The organism is Mesorhizobium sp. PAMC28654, assembly GCF_020616515.1.
GTDB lineage: Bacteria > Pseudomonadota > Alphaproteobacteria > Rhizobiales > Rhizobiaceae > Mesorhizobium.
The window spans coordinates 84,083-102,946 of record NZ_CP085135.1; the positions used below are offsets into that span (position 1 = coordinate 84,083).

General features: G+C 62.1%; 15 protein-coding genes. 11 read left to right on the top strand and 4 right to left on the bottom strand.

Translation table 11 applies throughout. The annotated features are described in order from the left end of the window. Positions 1-81: 81 nt before the first annotated feature. The 4 genes from soxG to LGH82_RS00430 form a co-directional block, all read right to left on the bottom strand. A complete protein-coding gene (gene soxG / locus LGH82_RS00415; protein ID WP_227346809.1) occupies positions 82-669 on the bottom strand; it encodes a sarcosine oxidase subunit gamma family protein in 588 nt (195 codons plus the stop codon). Further along, the gene (locus tag LGH82_RS00420) at positions 662-3,655 is read right to left on the bottom strand and encodes a sarcosine oxidase subunit alpha (RefSeq protein ID WP_227346810.1); all 2,994 of its coding nucleotides are present in this window, start codon (positions 3,653-3,655) and stop codon (positions 662-664) included. Before LGH82_RS00420 ends, soxG begins: the two co-directional genes overlap by 8 nt. After that, complete coding sequence (locus LGH82_RS00425) at positions 3,652-3,948, bottom strand: sarcosine oxidase subunit delta (protein WP_227346811.1); 297 nt, start codon at positions 3,946-3,948, stop codon at positions 3,652-3,654. The genes LGH82_RS00420 and LGH82_RS00425 overlap by 4 nt, the downstream gene beginning before the upstream one ends. 86 nt (positions 3,949-4,034) lie before the next feature. Further along, positions 4,035-5,294, bottom strand: coding sequence for a sarcosine oxidase subunit beta (locus LGH82_RS00430; protein ID WP_227346812.1), 1,260 nt, complete (start codon positions 5,292-5,294; stop codon positions 4,035-4,037). Positions 5,295-5,517: 223 nt separating this feature from the next. Between LGH82_RS00430 and LGH82_RS00435 the strand changes: the two genes are divergently transcribed. From LGH82_RS00435 to LGH82_RS00485, 11 genes are all read left to right on the top strand, one after another. Next, entirely contained in the window at positions 5,518-8,163 is a 2,646-nt protein-coding gene (locus LGH82_RS00435; RefSeq protein ID WP_413771414.1) for a mechanosensitive ion channel domain-containing protein, read from the top strand. A gap of 370 nt (positions 8,164-8,533) precedes the next feature. Then, the gene (locus LGH82_RS00440; RefSeq protein ID WP_227346813.1) at positions 8,534-8,797 is read left to right on the top strand and encodes a hypothetical protein; all 264 of its coding nucleotides are present in this window, start codon (positions 8,534-8,536) and stop codon (positions 8,795-8,797) included. Between the two features lie 408 nt (positions 8,798-9,205). Next, a complete protein-coding gene (locus LGH82_RS00445) occupies positions 9,206-9,898 on the top strand; it encodes a hypothetical protein (RefSeq protein ID WP_227346814.1) in 693 nt (230 codons plus the stop codon). A 25-nt stretch (positions 9,899-9,923) separates the two neighbouring features. Further along, positions 9,924-10,631, top strand: a complete 708-nt coding sequence (locus LGH82_RS00450; protein ID WP_227346815.1) for a hypothetical protein — start codon at positions 9,924-9,926, stop codon at positions 10,629-10,631. 360 nt (positions 10,632-10,991) lie between these two features. Further along, a complete protein-coding gene (locus LGH82_RS00455) occupies positions 10,992-12,425 on the top strand; it encodes a UbiA family prenyltransferase (protein WP_227346816.1) in 1,434 nt (477 codons plus the stop codon). Positions 12,426-12,427: 2 nt separating this feature from the next. Continuing rightward, positions 12,428-13,777, top strand: a complete 1,350-nt coding sequence (locus LGH82_RS00460) for an FAD-binding oxidoreductase (protein WP_227346817.1) — start codon at positions 12,428-12,430, stop codon at positions 13,775-13,777. 123 nt (positions 13,778-13,900) lie between these two features. Continuing rightward, on the top strand, positions 13,901-14,332 hold the full coding sequence (locus LGH82_RS00465) for an EamA family transporter (protein WP_227346818.1): 432 nt from the start codon (positions 13,901-13,903) through the stop codon (positions 14,330-14,332). Then, a complete protein-coding gene (locus LGH82_RS00470) occupies positions 14,329-15,336 on the top strand; it encodes an NAD-dependent epimerase/dehydratase family protein (protein WP_227346819.1) in 1,008 nt (335 codons plus the stop codon). Before LGH82_RS00465 ends, LGH82_RS00470 begins: the two co-directional genes overlap by 4 nt. A gap of 79 nt (positions 15,337-15,415) precedes the next feature. Further along, positions 15,416-16,846 carry an aspartate aminotransferase family protein gene (locus LGH82_RS00475; protein WP_227349443.1) on the top strand — a complete coding sequence of 477 codons (1,431 nt, stop codon included), beginning with the start codon at positions 15,416-15,418 and terminating at the stop codon, positions 16,844-16,846. Positions 16,847-16,863: 17 nt separating this feature from the next. Further along, the gene (locus LGH82_RS00480; protein ID WP_227346820.1) at positions 16,864-18,096 is read left to right on the top strand and encodes a hypothetical protein; all 1,233 of its coding nucleotides are present in this window, start codon (positions 16,864-16,866) and stop codon (positions 18,094-18,096) included. Then, positions 18,093-18,851, top strand: coding sequence for an FkbM family methyltransferase (locus LGH82_RS00485; protein ID WP_227346821.1), 759 nt, complete (start codon positions 18,093-18,095; stop codon positions 18,849-18,851). The genes LGH82_RS00480 and LGH82_RS00485 overlap by 4 nt, the downstream gene beginning before the upstream one ends. Positions 18,852-18,864: the final 13 nt, after the last annotated feature.

Genomic DNA, 18,864 nt, shown 5'->3' on the forward strand with positions numbered 1-18,864 from the left:
TTGCGAGATCATGACGAGTGAGAAACCGCCGATGTGACATGGACGGCGAGTTTTTTGCACGCCGCCAGGGATGACGCGGTCCTACACCACCTCGTAGCCGACCTCGTCGGCGGCGTGGCACAGTGCCTTCCAGAACGACCGGGCGAACGAACGGAAGACATAGATGTCGAACTGGTCGGCGCCGGTGCGCTGGATCTGCGCGAAGACATCGTGATGAACGGTCGAGCGGCCGGCACCAACGGGGAAGGCCGGCAGCGCGAAGTCGATGGCGAAGAATTTCGCCAGCACCCATTCGGCCTTCGGCCCCGCGATGCGGATGGCGGTCCGGCCATGGGAGAGATCGGTCACCGTGCCGATGGCAGGGGTAATGACCTTGGCAAAGGCCGCGTCCAGGCCCTCGGCCTCGTCGACCACGGTGAATTTTCCCGGCGCGAAGCCGAACACCGATTTCACGCCGTCGGAACTGCCGCCTCCGGCGCCATCAGGCAAGGCAAGGCCGGTAACCGCGCGGATGCCGGCCATCAGCATCTTTTCCTCGCCCGGCCATGCGGCGAGTTGCACGATAGAGCCTGGGCTCGTCTCGGAAAGGATGACATCGATGCCATTCTCGAAATTGCCGTGCGAGCCGAGGCGCAGCTCCGGCTCCAGCGGTGATTGACGATCAACCATGCATGCGGCTCCCGTCCGGATCAAAGAAGTGGTTTGAGACGATCTCGATTGGCCCGAAGCGATTGCGCAGCGGGTCGGAGACATGGGCACGCGTGCCGTGGCGTGCCTTGCCACCCTCGACCAGCGCCAGCGCGATATGCTTGCCCAGCGCCGGCGAATAGCAACAGGCAGTGATGTGGCCGATGGAGCCGTGCGGATTGGCCTCGTCAAGCTCCTCGACGATATGTGAGCCGCCATTGAGCGGCTTGTTGTCGAGCGAGATCAGGCCGACGAGTTCCAGGCGCTCGGGGGCGATCAGGCCCTCGCGGTCCATCATAGCCGAGCCGATGAACGGCTTCTTCTTCGACAGCATCCAGTCGAGATGCAGGTCGCGCGCCGTGGTGCGGCCGTCGATCTCGGCGCCCGTGACATGGCCTTTCTCGATGCGCATAGTGCCCAGCGCTTCAAGCCCGTAGGTTACCAGCCCGAATGGTTTTCCGGCTTCGATCAGCGCTTCCCAGACATGGGTGCCGTAGCCGGCGCCGGAATAGACTTCGAAGGCCATTTCGCCGGAGAAGGACAGCCGGCAAATCATCACCGGGACGCCGGCGATGTCGCCGCGCACGATGCCCATGAACGGCAAGGTGGCATTGTCGACGGCGGTGCCGGTGACGCAAGCGGCGAGGATCTGCCTTGCCTTCGGTCCGCCGATCGCCGCGCCCGCCCATTCGTCGGTCACCGAGGTGACGTGGACCTTCAGCTCCGGCCAGATGACATCAAGGAAATACTCCAGATGCTGCATCACCTTGCCGGCATTGGCCGTGGTGGTGGTCATCAGGAAATCCTGTTCGCCGAGCCGCCATGTGGTGCCGTCGTCGAAGGCAAGGCCGTCCTCGCGCAGCATGAGCCCGTAGCGCGCCTTGCCGACGGCCAGCGTCGAAAACATGTTGGTGTAGACACGGTCGAGGAATTCCGCCGCGTTGGGACCTTGCACGGCGATCTTGCCGAGCGTCGAGACGTCAACGATGCCGGCGCTTTCGCGCGTTGCCTTGGCTTCGCGCACATAGGCTTGCTCGACCGTTTCGCCGGGCAGGCCGTAGATCATCGGACGATACCAGAGACCGGCGGAATACATGGTGGCGCCGTTTTCCATGTGCCAGTCATGCATCGGCGTCAGCCGTTCTGGCTTCAGGTCGCCAAAACGCTCCGCCGCCAGCGAGCCGATGGATACCGGCGCGAAGGGTGGCCGGAAACGGGTCGTACCAACCTCCGGGATCGGCTTGCCCAGTGCTTCCGCCATGATGGCGAGGCCGGGAATGTTGGAGCTCTTGCCCTGGTCCGTCGCCATGCCCAGCGTGGTGTAGCGCTTCAGATGCTCGACCGAGACGAAGCCCTCGCGATGCGCCAGCCGCACGTCCTCGGCGGTCACGTCATGCTGGAAGTCGACAAAGCTCTTGCCCTTGGCCCTGATCTCGAAGACCGGAGCCGGATCGGGATCGCCGGGTGTCGCTTCGACAGTGGGCAACACCGCCGGCGTGCTTGTTCCACCGGCCGCGGAGATGCCGGCGGCTCGGCCTTCGGCGATAGCCTCGGTCGTCGAAAAACTGCCGGTGAAAGCGCCGGCGCCGATCCATTTCTGCGTCGGTTTCGGCGGCAGGAAGGCTTGCCGGGCGGCGTTCCATTCCGCCCTGGCGCCGGCCTGGCTGGCCAGATGGATGGTCGGCGACCAGCCTCCGGACATCAGCAGGCAATCGGCGTGGATGCTGCGCGCTTCGCCGCTCAGCGCGCCATTGGCCATGTCGAAGCGTTGCACCTTGATGCCCGACAGGGCCTTGCTACCTTCCGTGGCGACCACGGCGTGGCCTGACAGGATCTCGGCCTCGGCGTCGGCGGCCAGGGCGCGCATCTCGCTCGAAAGCTCCGGGCGCACGTCGATGATGGCGACGATCGCGGCGCCCGCCTTCTTCAGCGACAGGGCTGCCCGATAGGCGCTGTCATTGTTGGTGAACAGCGCGATCCTGCTGCCCGGCAGAACGCCATATTCATTGACGTAGCGCTCGGCGGCATGGGCCAGCATCACGCCCGGGCGATCGTTGCCTGGAAACACCAGCGGCCGTTCGAAAGAACCGGTGGCCAACACCACCGACCTGGCGCGGATCGCCCAGTAGCGGTGGCGAGGCTCACCCTTGGCGGCCCTCTCCTTGTGGTCGGTGACCCGTTCGAGAGCGGCCAGCGTGTTGCCGTCGTAGTAACCCCAGACCGTCGTGCGCGGCAGCAGGCGAACATTGTCATAGCCTTCCAGCTGGGTGGCCGTGCGCTTTGCCCAATCCGCCGCCGGCACACCGTCGATGGTTTCGCCCGACCATTTGGCGGAACCGCCGAAATGCGGATCAAGTTCGGCGAGGATGACGCGTGCGCCCTGATCGGCAGCCGCCTTGGCGGCCATCAGTCCGGCCGGGCCGGAGCCGACCACAAGCACATCGCAGAACGCATTCATGCGCTCGTAGCGCGCCGCGTCCCCAGCCGAGCCGGCACGGCCAAGCCCGGCGGCGCGGCGGATGAAATGCTCGCAGAACATCCAGAAGCGAGTGCCTTTCAGCGGGCCGACGACCGGTCCCATGAAGGTCTTGTAGTAGAAGCCGGCGGACAGGATCTTGCCGCCGAGCTGATTGACCGCGTTGACGTCCCAGGCAAGCGACGGAAAGCGGTTCTGGCTCAGCGCCGTCAGCCCGTCATGGATCTCGACCATGGTGGCCGGGACGTTGGGTTCGCGAACCTCGCCCTTCAGGACGGTCACCAGGGCGTTCGGCTCCTCGACACCGGCCGTCAGCACGCCGCGCGGGCGGTGGTACTTGAACGAGCGTCCGAACAGCGTGACGCCATTGGCCAGGAGGGCTGAAGCCAGCGTGTCGCCGGCGTGGCCGGTGTAGTGCGCGCCATCGAAGGTGAAACGGATGGTCCGCAGCCGGTCGATCCGGCCGCCGGTCTCGGTGCGGCGCGGGCTCATGACTTGCCCTCCGCCTTGCGACGGGAAGTCGAGGCGTGATCACCGCGCGCGAAGGCAACGCTGGAAATCTCGTGCGTCAGCGTGTTTCTGATAACCCTGAGATGGGAGCGGCAGCCGCCGGAATGCTGCCAGAATTCGTTGTGGTCGCCGGCCGGGTTCAGCCTGTCGTAGACATAGGCGTTCCAGGCATCGAGGTTCTGCGAGGCCGGATTGGGGCGCTCGCGGTTGGCGTCACCCTGATAGGTGAACTCGATGACGTCGCGGGGGCCGCAATAGGGACAGGTGATCAACATCTGATTCTATCTTCTCGTTTGACCATGATCTGGTCGGAAAACTGGTTTCCACTTTCCGCTGACGCGGTCCTACGGGGGATCATGGTCTAATGCAGCCTGGGGTTCGCGCCCTGGCCCTTGTCGTCGATGACGTGGCCGCGGTGGAAGCGGTCGAGCGTGAAGGGCGCGTTGAATTCGTGCGGCTGATCCTTGGCGATGGTCCAGGCAAAGCACCAGCCGGAGGCGGGCGTCGCCTTGAAGCCGCCATAGCACCAGCCGCAGTTGAGATACATGCCGGGCAGGGGGCCGGTGGTGATGATCGGCGAGCCGTCCATCGACATGTCGCAGACGCCGCCCCATGAGCGCAGCATGCGGACGCGGGCGAGGCCGGGGAACAATGCCAGCATCTCGCTCATCACCTCGTCGACGATAGGCAAATTACCGCGCTGGGCGTAGCTGTTGTAGCCGTCGATATCGCCGCCATAGACAAGGCCGCCCTTGTCGGACTGCGACATGTAGAAGTGGCCCATGCCGAAGGTCACCACCGTATCGATGAACGGTTTCAGCGATTCGGTGACGAAGGCCTGCAGCACGTGGCTCTCGATTGGCATTGTCTCGATGCCGGCCAGTTGCATGACGCGGCCGGTGCTGCCGGCCACGGTCACGGCAACTTTTTTGGCGCGGATATCGCCACGCGAGGTCGTGACGCCGGTGATGCGGTCACCATCGCGGAGGAAGCCGGTGACCTCGCAGTTCTCGACGATGTCGACGCCGCGACGATCGGCGCCACGTGCATAGCCCCAGGCGACAGCGTCGTGGCGGGCCGTGCCGGCGCGACGCTGCATCAGTCCACCGAGAACCGGGAAACGCGCTGTGTTCGACATATCCAACGCCGGGATCAGGCGCTTGATCTCAGCCGGCGTCATCAGTTCTGCGTCGACGCCGAGGTGGCGCATGGCGTTGCCGCGCCTTGCGTAGTCATCGAACTGGGCCGGCGTGTGCGCGAGGTTGAGGCAGCCGCGCTGCGAGAACATGACGTTGTAGTTGAGATCGTGCGACAGGTCCTCCCACAGCTTCATCGAATGTTCGTAGAAGCGGGTATTGGCGGGCAACAGATAGTTGGAGCGGACAGCCGTGGTGTTGCGCCCGACATTACCCGACCCAAGCCAGCCTTTTTCCAGCACGGCGACATTGGTGATGCCATGTTCCTTGGCCAGATAGTAGGCGGTCGCCAGTCCGTGGCCGCCACCACCGATGATGATGACATCATAGGACGCTTTCGGGTCCGGCTTGCGCCAGGCCGGCTTCCAGTCCTTGTTTCCCTTGAGCGCGTTCGCGAGCAGCGAAAAGGCCGAGTACTCTGCCATGTGCATGTTTGTCCGGTTCGGGCGATGCGGCAGACTATACAGCAGGCCGCCGCCGCAAAGCCAATATTGCGCCATCGCTTTTCAACTGACCGACGCCAGGCCAGACGATCGGACGGGAAACAGGGATGGCGGATGCGACGGCTTGCTCCATGATATAGCCGTCTTTATCAAGGACGGGCTTTCTTTGAATACCTTTGCTGCTTGCCGAGTCGCCAAACAAATCATGCTTTTCCGATTGCTCCGCCTGGTTCTGATGCTGACGCTGGCCGTATCGGCTGACCTGTCGTCCGGCGCCGTTGCGCAGGTCGCCGGCCAGGCTCCAGCAGCGCAGGGGGCCAGCCAGCCTCCCGCGGCGCCGGCGGTCAACCAGACACCGACCGCGCCCGCGGCCAACCAGACACCGGCCGCGCCAGCAGCCAGTCAAGCGCCGGCCGCGCCTGTGGTGAGCCAGACTCCGGCCGCACCAGCGGCCAGTCAGGCTCCCATCGGATTGATCGCCGATCAGCAGAAGATGATCCAGGACCTGACGGTAAAGACCGATGGGCTTGAGAAGAAAATTCAAGCGGATGGGGAGGAAGATTCCAGCCTCGTCGATATCCGCCTGCAACTCGAGGAACTGTCTCGCGAGTCGCTGAACACCGCGCTTGCGTTCCGTCCGCGCCTTGCCGAGATCAATGCCAGGATTCAGCAACTTGGCCCGGTACCCGCCGCGGGCCAGCCAGCGGAGCCCGATATCGTGGCCGCCGAACGTCAGGCGCTGACGTCGGAGAAGGCGGAGATCAATGCGGTCATCGCCGCGGCGCAGACCTTGTCCATCCGCATCAGCGGACTGATCGACAAGATCGGCAACATGCGCAGCGCGCTTTTCCGCAACCTGCTCACCAAGCGCTACGTGTTGACCGATGCGCTGAGCCCGCAGGTCTTTTCCGACGCCAATGACGAGTTTTCCAGCTTCTACAAGGCGGTATCGTCATGGTTGACGTTTGCCTTCAAGTTCAAGTTCCAGGCGGTACTGGCGGCGACCTTCGTGGCGCTCGGGCTTGCACTGGTGCTGCTGGTCGGTGGGCGCCGCCTGTTCGGGCGGGTGTTCGAACCCGACCCCACCGTCGAAGACCCGTCCTATCTCAGCCGCTTGTCGGTGGCCTTCTGGTCGACCCTGCTGCCGACGCTGGCGGTGAGTGCCTTTCTTGTCTCGACCATTTTCTTTTTCAATTATTACAACGTTTTGCGCGGCGACATTGGTATCTTCCTGAATGCACTGGCGGTCGTCATCGCGGTGGTATTCTGCGTCAACCGCCTTGCCAATGCTGCGCTGTCGCCGCGGCTGCCGAATTGGCGCCTGATCCCAGTCGAAACCGGGCCGGCGCGCTGGCTGGTGCGCTTGAGCACCGCCATGGCCGTGGTCATCAGCGTCAACACCTTCCTGTCGGTGGTGAACGACAAAATGGGCTCGCCGCTGTCGCTGACAATTGCCCGCAGTTTTGGCGCCACCATCATCGTCGGCGTCATCCTGATCCTGATGGCGCTGCTGAGGCCGTTCAAGGCGTCCGACGGAAGCTGGCGTCCCTGGCCGGCATGGCTGCGCTACCTCTCGCTGGCGCTTGGCCTGTTTACCGTCGTGGCGGCCTTGCTCGGCTATATCGGCCTTGCGCTCTTCGTCTCGCTGCAGGTCGTTGTCACAGGCACCGTGCTGGTCACCGCCTATATCGGCTTCCTGTCGGCGCGGGCGATCGGCGAGGAGGGCGCCTTCGCCGACACGTCGGTCGGGCGCTGGCTGTCGACCAATTCCAGCTACGAGGACACCGCGCTCGATCAACTCGGCCTGGTGGTCAGCGTCGCCATCAACCTGATGATCGTGCTGGTGTTCCTGCCGCTGATCCTGCTGATGTGGGGCTTCCAGCCCGGCGATATCCAGGCCTGGGGCTACAAGCTGGCGACAGGGATCAGCATCGGCTCGGTGACGATCTCCGTCACCGGCATCCTGAGCGGCATCGTCGTCTTCATCATCGGTTACTTCCTGACGCGCTGGTTCCAGGGCTGGCTCGACGGCTCGGTGATGGCGCGCGGCAAAGTCGACACCGGGGTGCGCAACTCGATCCGGCTGGCGGTCGGCTATGCCGGCGTGGCGCTTGCCGCGCTGGTCGGCATCTCGGCCGCCGGCATCGATCTCTCCAGTCTGGCGCTGGTCGCCGGCGCCCTTTCCCTTGGTATCGGCTTTGGCCTGCAGAACGTCGTTTCCAATTTCGTCTCGGGCCTGATCCTGCTGGCCGAACGGCCGTTCAAGGTTGGCGACTGGATCGTCGCCGGCGAGACCAGCGGCACCGTCAAGAAGATCAGCGTGCGCGCCACGGAGATCGAGACGTTCCAGCGGCAATCCGTGATCCTGCCCAATTCGAACCTGATCAACAATGCGGTCGGCAACTGGACACACCGCAACAAGCTCGGCCGCGTCGAAGTCAAGGTGGGCGTCGCCTATGGCAGCGACGTCAAGCGGGTCCATGCCATCCTGCTGGAAATCGCGCGGGGTCACCCTTTGGTGCTGAAGAACCCGGAACCCTTCGTGCTGTTTTCGAATTTCGGCGCCGCCGCGCTGGAATTCGAAATCCGCGTGTTCCTGGCCGATGTGATGAACGGCAGCTCCGTGCAAAACGATATTCGCTTTGCCGTTCTCGATGCCTTCGACAGTGAGCACATCGAAATCCCCTCGACGCCACGCGCCGTCGTCGAGGTCAAGAAGCATGCGGCATGGCCAATCGACGACGACAAGATCGAGGTCGATTTCGCCGAACAGCAGCAGGCAAAGGCCGAAGCCGAAGCCGAAAAGCGGCGTCTTGCCAAATCGCGCCGCAAGAAGCCCGATCCCGGTTAATACATGTCGTTATCCAAAACCGCGCAGCGGTTTTGGATAACGACATGTATGGAAAACCAAGACTCAAAGCGCGTCGCATGAATCCGTTCCGACGCGGCGCGCTTTAGAGCCTGTCCATCCCGATGGAATCGGGATGGGGCTCTATCTCTGTGTTTGAGGATGATCTTTTCCGAAAACCGGTTCCCATTTTTCGGGATCATGCTCTAGACATTCAGGGGGTAGAATCCGCACCTTTCGAGGCCGCGCATGAATTGCGGCATGAATGCGGCATTCAGTTGCGGTTCAGCTTCCATCTCATATAAGTTCGCATGCAAAGGGCGAAAATGCCTTGCGAAATGCAACAGAGGCGGTGGGAACACCGGTATTGCACATGTGGAAGTCTCTCGTCGCTGCCGTTGCCTTGCTCGCCGCGGGCGGTTCTGCCCATGCCGCCAGCGCGGTCAATAAGGACGCGCAGACCCGCACGCTCGTCGTAACCGAGGGTGGCAGCAAGTCCGAGCTGGCGCTGGCCGCCGGCGAAACAGTGGAATTTTGCGCCAGCGGCTGTTTCGTCACCCTGCCCAATGGTGACCTGGAAGCCCTGACGGGTTCGGAAACGATCGAAATCTCGGGTGGAGTCGCCCGCATCAAGTAGTTGCAAGCAGATAAGCGTTCCGGGGGAATCGCACTTCCCATCAGCGACCGACACACTCGTTGACAAAAATGTCAGCGTCGAACGGCTCCGAGGCGCGGCATATTCCGCTGTCGTCGCCGGATGCCTGCCGATGCCCGATGCCGTGACAGCCTCCCATCTATCGGTCCCGGGCGCCGGCCGGCAGGCTTCAAGGTCCAGACCGCGGCGCTGGCCGTGGGGTGGAACGATCTGGATCGAGCCATTCCCTTTGGCGCCTTGGCAGCCTTTGGCCCATCGCTGGGTTATCTTGAGTGATCTGTCTTTTTTGACGACTTGACTGGAACGTCACGTAAAAGTGTATCTGCCAAGCCTTGGCCATAGGTGTTCAGTGCTTTAGCAGTTGCTCTCAAGATATTCTGGGAGGTGCTGATGAAACGCTTGGCTATGTTTGGACTTTTACTGGCTGGACTTTCCCCCATGGCGGCAATCGCGCAGACGCCAGCCAGTGATGCCAAGCCTTCGGCGATACAGCAGCCGCCTTCCTCTGGCCCCGCTCTATCCGATATGCGCCCGGTGGCCGTCGGCGATCACTGGACTTATCTCAGTAGGGACAATCTTACCGGCGACCTCACAGGCGAATTCACCCAGACGGTCACGGACGTTGGAAACACGGACGTGAGCGTCAGTGTGAAGTTTCTCGGAGCGGCTCTTCCAGCTTTTTGCGTCTTTGATCGGCTGTGGAATGTAAAAAGCACGAACGTTGCGAAGTTCGAGCCAAATGACGGGACAGGCGTGAATAATACAATGAAGGTGAACGACAGCTGGAATGCAAAAGCGTCGGACATACGCTCCTCCCGAACGCTATGGAAGCGGGTGGAGACATCCAAGGTTATTGGTGAGGAATCCGTCACCACGGATGCAGGCACATTCAATGCTATCAAATACGAGACAGTGGTCAACATCCGCGGAGCTGTTGATCCGGCACAGAAAGCCACGGTCACAACTACCACTTGGTGGGTGCCGGAGATCAATCATTGGGTGAAGCGATCCGAGAAAACCTTCAGAGACAAGCAGGTGAAATCAAACTGGACGGTTGAGCTTACCGACTACGGACGGTCTTGAATTTCCCCAATCTGAGAGGTCTATCATGACACCGATGAAGCTATTGTTCTTTACGGCGGCGCTCATTCTTTCCAGCGGATCAGTATTTGCCCAGGAAACAAATCCGCCGACGGGACAAGCGAAAGATAAGGCGCCCGAAACGGCCGCTACGCAGAATGCCGTCGACATGCCTCAGGCCGCGGTCGGTGATCATTGGAGCTACGACGTCTTTGATGACATAACCGGTGCTGTGAAGGAGAGCCGCACCTGGCTGGTCACCGATGTTTCGCCCAAGGACATCACTTGCAGGGTAGAGCTTGCTGGTTCGTCTACAACCGAAAGCGTTATTATCTACGATACGTATTGGGATATTGTGAGGGACGGCGGGATCCGTTGGTCGCCCCATAATTTCGGTGGGGTGCAACTGCCTCTCGAAGTTGGAAAATCCTGGACTTTCAAAGCCAGTGAAATCGATATGAAGGGACAAGTCTGGAAAAAGTCAGGCCAGTCGCGAGTAACCGGCAAGGAAACCGTCGTTACCAAGGCCGGCAGCTTCGATGCCTTCGTTGTTGAAACGAAGTTTGTCAGGCGCAACGGCAATGACGCGTCACCCAAGTCAGACTTTACTATGAAGACATGGTACAGTCCGGTGATAGATCACTGGGTCAAGCGCAGTACGATTGTTAGCCAGGATGGTCACGTCGTTCAAAATGACACGGTTGAACTGACCAGCTATGGCCGACGAAAGACCTAGCTGTAATGAGGCGCCGTGGCCGGGCGATGCCATGCCGAGCAAGGTGCGCGAACTTGTTGCGCCAGCAGTCGAGGCGCAAGGGCCGACCGAGGCCGTGAGCGACAGAATCGCCCGGATGGCGGTCAAACAGAGATGGAATCCTCAATCAAGTCTTTTCGATCGCACGGGTTGTGGAAGGCCGGGTGTTTGCCCGGCCTTTTATTGTTCGTGGTCATAGCTGCTTAACGATGACCGGGGAAATACCGGTCTTCGGACGCAACCGGGCCGACAACTTTAACGTTCACTGCGCTGATCCCAGCTATGTCCATCACAAGACGCCCAACCACGGCGCATGGCGGATTTAGCAGGGCAGGACGGGACATGGACGCGCGATCGGACAGGAACGCTATTCCGCTTGCGGTCGATCTCGACGGCACGCTGATCTCGACCGATCTGTTGTGGGAAGGGCTGTTCATCCTTCTCAAGAAGAACCCGCTCTACATCTTCCTCGTGCCCTTCTGGGCCGCTGGCGGCCCGGCTCGCCTGAAGCAGGCCATTGCCCAGCGCATAGACATAGATCCGGCTTCGTTGCCCTACCGCGACGTGCTGCTTCAGCGCCTTCGCGCCGAGCATGCCGAAGGCCGCAAGATCGTGCTGGCGACCGGCACGCCACGCAAATTCGCCGAGGCCATCGCCGGCCATCTGGGCATTTTCGACCGGGTGCTGGCGACCGACGGCCTCGACAATCTGACCGCCGGCAAGAAGCGCGCCTCGCTTGTCGCGGCCTATGGCGATGGTGGGTTCGATTATGCCGGCAACAGCCGGCACGACCTCAAGGTCTTCGATGCCGCCCGCACCGCTATTGTCGTGGCGCCGGACCGGCACGCCGCGCGCTGGCAGGCAGCGAATGGCGCCGAGATGGTGCCGGCGCCGAAGCCGACGTTCCGGACCATCGTCAAGATGCTGCGCGTGCATCAGTGGTTGAAGAACTCGCTGATCGTGGTGCCGATGGTGCTGGCGCACCAATATTTCAGCCCCAACATGATCTGGGAATGCATGCTGGCGTTCATCTCGTTCAGCGCGGTGGCGTCGGCCATCTACATCCTCAACGATTTCTTCGATCTCGCACTCGACCGTAAACACGCCACCAAGCGTAACCGGCCGTTCGCCAGCGGCGCTCTTTCGATTCCGTTCGGGATCGGCGCGATCGTGGTGCTGCTGGCGGTCGGCGTCTGCACCAGCCTTGCACTGTCCATAGAGTTCCTCGCCGTGCTCGGCGCCTACATCGTCGTCACCACGGCCTATTCGCTGTCGTTCAAGCGCATGTTGCTGGTCGACGTGCTGACGCTGGCGGGGCTCTACTCGATCCGTGTCCTGGCGGGCGCAGCCGCAACGGGGGTCGCCGTGTCGTTCTGGCTGCTGGCTTTCTCCATCTTCTTCTTCCTGTCGCTGGCGCTGGTGAAGCGCTACGTCGAATTGCGCACCACCGCCATTCCCGCTGGCGAGCGCATTGCCGGCCGTGGCTATCGCACCGAAGACCAGGAGATCGTCGCGCAGGCGGGCATGGCCTCGGCTTTCTCGTCCGCGCTGGTGCTGGCGCTCTACATGGACAGCGTCGCGGTCCGCGAGCTTTACCCGCACCCCTGGCTGATCTGGCCATTGGCGCCGATCGTGCTCTACCTGACCATGCGCGTCTGGATCCTCGCGCGGCGCGACGAGATGCACGACGATCCGGTTGTGTTCATCATCCGCGATTGGCGCAGCCAGATCGTGGTGTTCATCGGCGCCGTGCTGCTGGTCATCGGGGGCTGGTAGGCATGGCCGAGCGTTACCAAAGCTTCGGCCTCGCCACGTCACCGGCAGCACGCGCAGTCACCGCCGATGATGGTGTCGCGATGCTGAAGACCCGGGAGGCGAAGAAGGACGGCCTGCTCGCATACGGCAATGGCCGCTCCTACGGCGATTCCTGCCAGAACGCGGCAGGCGCCGTCGTCGACATGCGCTCGCTGAACCGCATCCGCGCCTTCAATCCCGAAACCGGCGTTATCGAGGCCGAGGCCGGGGTTCTCCTGTCCGACATCATTGCGCATGCTGCACCTTACGGCTTCTTTCCGGCAGTTGTCCCGGGCACCCAGTTCGTCACGCTTGGCGGCGCCATCGCCAACGACGTCCACGGCAAGAACCACCACCGGCGCGGCACGTTCGGCTGTCATGTCGAATCCTTCGCGTTGCTGCGTTCGGACGGCCGAACATATCGCTGCTCGGCCACCGACCATGCACGCCTGTTCCGCGCGACGATCGGCGGCATGGGGCTGACCGGCCTGATCCTGTCGGCCTTGGTCCGCCTGATGCGGGTGCCTTCGCTCGACATCGTCGAGAAGGCGACACCATTTCGCGATCTCGGTGAATTCTTCGGCCTTGCCGAGGCCGCCGACCAGGCCAATGAATATGCCGTCGCCTGGATCGACCAGCTTGCCGGCGGCCGCAACAGCGGGCGCGGCCTGTTGTTCACCGGCAACCATGCCGAGCATGGCTCGCACGTGGCCTCGCACGCAACTGGGGCATTGTCGGTACCGGTCCAGCCGCCGTTCAATGTGCTCAACCGGCCGTTCCTCACCGCTTTCAATGCAGCGTACCGATGGAAGAAAGGCCGGTCTTCCGCGCCGCGCCATGTCGGTTACCAGGGCTTCTTCTTTCCGCTCGACGGGGTCCGTGACTGGAATCGGCTTTATGGACCGAAAGGGCTGTTCCAGCACCAGAGCGTCGTGCCGGAAGACACCGCGCGCCAGGTCGTGCCGGCACTGCTCGCGGCGGCACGAAAGGCCGGGCAAGGCTCGTTCCTGACCGTGCTGAAACGCTTCGGCTCGATCCGTTCGCCGGCTCTGCTGTCGTTTCCCCGGCCGGGGTTCACGCTGACGCTCGACTTTCCCAACCGGGGCGCACCAACGCTTGCGTTGCTGTCGGAACTCGACCGCATCACCGTGGAAGCCGGCGGCGCGGTCAATCCGTACAAGGATGCCCGCATGGGCGCCGAAATCCTCGCTTCGTCCTTTCCAGATTGGCAGCGCCTGGAAGCGCTGCGCGATCCCGCCTTCATGTCGAGCTTCTGGGCACGGACAGCGAAAAGACTCGATGGGCGGCGCGCCGCCGCCGAGGCCGCGGAATAGGTAAAATTCGACTTAGTCTTGGTTATCACATTGCTAACCCAATGGTTCATTCAAAATATTCTTGTTACTTCACGAAATGTTTGCGGGTTTGCACTAGGACGGTGAAGGGATGAGTGGGAAAATATGAAATACATTGTCTTCATTCTTTTTACGGTCATGACCAACGCCGCCGCGCAGGTGATGCTCAAGCAGGGCATGATGTCGCTCGGGCCGATTTCGTTCGAGGGCGTCAATCCGGCGGTGAAGCTGTTGCAGATCGTGTTCAGCCCATGGGTTTTCCTCGGGCTCTGCACCTTCGTTATCTCGATGGGATCGCATCTTTATGTGTTGTCCAAGGTCGAGCTCTCCTTCGCCTATCCGTTTCTCAGCCTTGCCTATGTGGTTGTCGCGATCGTCGCCTATTTTGTCTTCCGCGAGGACCTCAATGGCTGGCGCATCGCCGGCATCGCCTTCATCTGCTTAGGCACGGTGCTGATTGCGCAGAGCGGGCGCGTGCATGACGAGGAAACGGCTTCTCTTTCGTCCGACAAGATTCACAGCGAGATCATTCGATGAGACATGTGATTTTCGGCGGCGACGGTTTCGTCGGCCGCCACCTGGCTCCCAAACTGCTGGTCGACGGCGAGGATGTGGTCGTCGCCGATATCGTCAAGAGCGACCTGCCGCATTACCGCAACGTCCGCTTCGTTCAGTGCGACGTCACCGATCCTGCCTCGGTCGACTCGGTCGGACTGAAGACCGACGACATGGTCTACAATCTGTCGGCAAAAATGCTGTCGCCGATCCAGGTGCGCGCCAAGCGGCACGACTTCTTCTTCCCTGTCAATTTCCATGGCACCGAGCACATCATGCAGGCCATGGACAGAGCCGGCGCATCGAAGCTCGTGCATTACACGACCGACATGATCTACGGTCATACGGTGACGCAGCCGATGACCGAGGAGCATCCGGTCGCGCCGCTTGGCGAGTATGGCTGGTCGAAGCAGAAGACCGAGGAACTGGCGGCCGAATGGCGCAAGCGCGGCATGTCGATCTCGCTGTTTCGTCCGCGCCTGATCATCGGCCCAGGTCGGCTCGGCATCCTGGAAAAGCTGTTCAAGCTGATCGACTGGAGTTTTCCCGTGCCGATGATCGGCTCGGGCAGGAACCCCTACCAGTTCATCTCGGTGTTCGACTGCGCCGAGGCCGCGCGCGCCGCCTGGAAAGCCGGTGTGCCCAACGAGGCCTATAATCTCGGTTCGCTCAATCCGCCGCCGGTCAAGAAATTGCTCGGCGACCTGATCAGGCATGCCGGTTCGAAGTCGATCCTGGTCCCGACGCCGGGCTGGGCGGTCAAGCGGACGCTCGACCTGCTCGATCTGATGAACATGCCGATCATGGATCCGGAACAATATCTGATCGCCGACGAGGAATGCGTGCTCGACGTGTCCAAGGCCGAGCGCCAGCTTGGCTGGGTGCCGCAATATCGCGACGAGGACATGCTGATCGCCGCCTACAGCGAATACCGGGCCAAGAAGGCCGGCCATGCTGTCGCCACCAAACACGTACCCGCCGAATAATGGGACGGCCGAATACAGGCCAATTGGAGATTTTGTAATGACCGTCATGGCCAAACCCGACCACACGAGCGCGCGCACCATGGTCAGCGCGCCGGCTCTGTCGCCCGCAACCATCGCCAAGCCTGACCTGATCAGCGTCGAGCAGGCGAAGGCCATGGACGTCGCTCGCATGACCGACCTGTTCAAGGCGCACCTGAACCCCGGCCAGCTGCATTTCATGAAGCTGCTCGGCTTCCACAAGATCAAGATCGAGCGCGCCGAGGGAATGTTCTACATCGACCAGAGCGGCCGCAAGATCCTCGACTTTTTCGGCGGCTTTGGATCGCTGGCCTTCGGCCACAACCATCCGCGCATCCTCGAAGCGCGCAGGAAATTCCAGGAAGAAAGGCGCCAGGAAATCGCCATCGCCTTCATGTCGCAATACGCGGCCGCATTGGCGCACAACCTCGCGAAGTGCTCGCCCGGTGATCTCGACATGGTGTTCCTTGGCTCATCCGGCTCGGAAGCCATGGAAGCAGCGGTGAAGCTCGCCGAGCGCGCGGCCGGCCCGAAGCGGCCGAAAGTCGTCTATGCCGAGAATTCCTTCCACGGCAAGACCAAGGGCGTTCTGGGCATCACCGATGGCCAGCTCTACCGCGCCGACTTCAAGATGGCCGACAATACCGTCCGCATTCCCTTCGCCGACATCGGAGCGGTCGAGCGCCTGTTTCGCTCTGACCCGGAGATCGGCGTCATCGTGCTTGAAACCATCCAGGGCGGTGGCGGCATCATCCAGGCGCCGGCCGAATACTGGCAGAAACTGCGCGCGCTCTGCGATCAGTTTGGCGTGCTGTGGGTGGCCGATGAAGTGCAGTGCGGCTATGGCCGCTCCGGCCGCTTCTATGCCTTCGAGCATTATGGTGTCATTCCGGATGTGACCGCGCTGGCCAAGTCGCTGGGCGGCGGCAAGGCGGCCGTCGGCGCGATGATCGCGCGTCGCGAAGTCTACATGAAGGCCTATGGTACGCCGAAGACGGCGATGATCCATGCCATGGCGACCTTCGGCGGCATGGGTGAGGCCTGCGTCACGTCGATCGAGGCGCTGAACGTGCTTTATGACGAGGGGCTGATCGACAACGCCGCCGTCACCGGCGACTACCTGCTGCAGCGCCTGCAGGCGCTCAAGGAGAAGTATCCGAAGATCATCAAGGATGTTCGCGGCAAGGGATTTATGGTCGGGCTGGAGTTCCACGACTTCTCGCAGACCTTGCCGATGGTGCTGCGGCCCATCGTCAGCGTGCTCGACGACAAGCTCAAGGGCTCGCTGTCGGGCTTCGTCGGGGCGCTGTTTCTGCGCGATTACGACGTGCTCGTCGCCTTCACCGAATACAACCGCAACGTCATCCGTCTCGAACCGCCGCTGATCTGCCAGCGCGAGCATGTCGACCGCTTCGTCGATGCCTTCGACAGCCTGTTGTCGCGTGGCATCGTGTCGATCGTGAAGGATTTCGTCAAAAGCCAAGTCCGCTAAAGAGAAGTTCACTAAGCATGCTGACCAAGCCCCCCGCTCCCAGGAATCCACTCGACCGGCTCACCTTGGCCGGTCTGGCATGGGGCGAGGGAACCTATGCGCGGCTGGCAGCACCGATCGGCGCGGCGGCCTTCGCGCTCTACATTCTCCTGACGGCATTCACGGCGTGGGTTCTGCCCGACACCAACTGGGACATGCTGCCCTATCTCGCTGTCGCCGAGGAGGGCACCTATCCCGATCCGCAGGCCTTGCATGATTACGCCTACAGCACGGTGAAGGCCGGCGTTTCGGCTGGCGACTATGCGGCGCTGACCGACGATGGCGGCGGCTTCCGCAGTCATATGACGTCGAATGCCGCCGATTTCCATTCGCTGCTCGGCATGTACCGGATCAAGTTCCTCTATGCCGAGATACTGTCGACGCTGAGCTCGGTGATGTCGCCGGTCGAGGCAATGCGGATCGTCTCGGTGTTTTCGGTGCTGCTGTTCGGCGCGATCACCCTGTGGTGGTTGCGCTCCGAGGGCGCGCTGGCGCTGGCGCCCGTTGTCGCCGCGGTGCTGATCATGGCCGATTTTGGTGAAGCGGCGCGGGCCTCGACGCCGGACCTGCTGTGCTCGGCGCTGTTTCTCGCCGGGCTCTATGCCTATGTCCGCGGTCGCGAGGTGGCTACGGCGATCCTGCTTTTCCTCGCCTTCATGGCGCGGCCGGACAACATTGTCTTTCTTGCCATCTTCGCCGTTCTGCTCATTGCCTACCGGCAGAAGGCCTGGGGCGCGCTGGCCGGTTTTGCCGCCTCCTTCGTCGCCTATTTCGCCATCTCGCACTGGGCGCATCATCCGGGCTGGTGGCCGCATCTGTGGTTCTCCAGCATCGAGCAGCACTACAATATGAATAACTTCCACCCGGCGTTCTCGGTCACCGCCTATCTCAGGGCCTTTGCCACCTCCCTCCTGCGTGCTGTCAGCATGAACAGCTGGGTTGGCGTCTCGGTGCTGGCGCTGGCGGGATGGTATACGGCCAGCCGCGCCGGCTTCCGGCTCGACCGCCGCGGCGGCATTTTGTTCGCCGCGCTGGTGCTCGGGGTGTTGGCCAAGTTCACAGTTTTTCCGATCCACGACACGCGCATCTATTTTCCTAACCTGATCCCGCCCTTCCTGCTGCTGGTTGGTCCCTTGATGGCGCTGTGGTCATCCCTGGGGCACGGCGAACGCCGCGTTGGCTTACACGTCATTCCCGGAGACAAGCCATGAGTTCCGTTCCCGGCCTGGCGCGCATTGCCCTGTCGCTAGGTCTCCCCAAGAGCCTGCTCGATCGCGGCCCATCACTGCGCGGCACGAAATTCCTGGCAAGGGCAGCGTTGAAGGCGCGGCTCAGTGGGGCAGGGCAGCCGTTCCAGATGGTCAATGTCGGCGCCTGCGATGGCGCGCTTTTCGATGATGTGACGCCGTGGCTGCATCGCATCCCGCGAGCACGCGCAGTGCTGGTCGAGCCGATCCCGTACAATCAGAAGCGGCTGCGCGCCAACTATCCCGACACGAACCGCTTCATTATCGAGCCGGTGGCCGTGACGAAGACAAAGGGAACGATCACCGTTCACACCTTCGATGCCGCCGCGCTCGAGGCCGGCACGTTGCCGATCGAGTTCATCGGCTGCTCGTCGGTCACCGACACCAACCTGATGTCGGGCAAGAATGCCTGGGGTGAAGAAGACACTGACTTCAACAAGTTCGCTCCGCATCTCAAGGACATCGAGGTGCCGTCGGAAACCCTGCAGACGCTGCTCGACCGCAACGGCATCAGCCATATCGACGCCTTCCTCGTCGATTGCGAGGGCGCCGACTGGATCGTCTTCGAACAGCTCGACCTCAAGCGCTATCGTCCGGGCATGATCAAGATTGAAGTCGGCGCGCTGCCCGCCCCGGAGATCGGCCAGGTCGTGGTCAAGCTCAAGACCGCCGGCTACCAGGTCGGCCTCCAGGCGGAAGACATCTGGGCTTTCGCCTGAGCTGGCCTTTCCG

Coding starts and splice junctions, on each gene's coding strand:
- soxG (WP_227346809.1), bottom strand. CDS start 669: ATGGTTGATCGTCAATCACCGCTGGAGCCGGAGCTGCGCCTCGGCTCG.
- LGH82_RS00420 (WP_227346810.1), bottom strand. CDS start 3,655: ATGAGCCCGCGCCGCACCGAGACCGGCGGCCGGATCGACCGGCTGCGG.
- LGH82_RS00425 (WP_227346811.1), bottom strand. CDS start 3,948: ATGTTGATCACCTGTCCCTATTGCGGCCCCCGCGACGTCATCGAGTTC.
- LGH82_RS00430 (WP_227346812.1), bottom strand. CDS start 5,294: ATGGCAGAGTACTCGGCCTTTTCGCTGCTCGCGAACGCGCTCAAGGGA.
- LGH82_RS00435 (WP_413771414.1), top strand. CDS start 5,518: ATGCTTTTCCGATTGCTCCGCCTGGTTCTGATGCTGACGCTGGCCGTA.
- LGH82_RS00440 (WP_227346813.1), top strand. CDS start 8,534: ATGTGGAAGTCTCTCGTCGCTGCCGTTGCCTTGCTCGCCGCGGGCGGT.
- LGH82_RS00445 (WP_227346814.1), top strand. CDS start 9,206: ATGAAACGCTTGGCTATGTTTGGACTTTTACTGGCTGGACTTTCCCCC.
- LGH82_RS00450 (WP_227346815.1), top strand. CDS start 9,924: ATGACACCGATGAAGCTATTGTTCTTTACGGCGGCGCTCATTCTTTCC.
- LGH82_RS00455 (WP_227346816.1), top strand. CDS start 10,992: ATGGACGCGCGATCGGACAGGAACGCTATTCCGCTTGCGGTCGATCTC.
- LGH82_RS00460 (WP_227346817.1), top strand. CDS start 12,428: ATGGCCGAGCGTTACCAAAGCTTCGGCCTCGCCACGTCACCGGCAGCA.
- LGH82_RS00465 (WP_227346818.1), top strand. CDS start 13,901: ATGAAATACATTGTCTTCATTCTTTTTACGGTCATGACCAACGCCGCC.
- LGH82_RS00470 (WP_227346819.1), top strand. CDS start 14,329: ATGAGACATGTGATTTTCGGCGGCGACGGTTTCGTCGGCCGCCACCTG.
- LGH82_RS00475 (WP_227349443.1), top strand. CDS start 15,416: ATGGTCAGCGCGCCGGCTCTGTCGCCCGCAACCATCGCCAAGCCTGAC.
- LGH82_RS00480 (WP_227346820.1), top strand. CDS start 16,864: ATGCTGACCAAGCCCCCCGCTCCCAGGAATCCACTCGACCGGCTCACC.
- LGH82_RS00485 (WP_227346821.1), top strand. CDS start 18,093: ATGAGTTCCGTTCCCGGCCTGGCGCGCATTGCCCTGTCGCTAGGTCTC.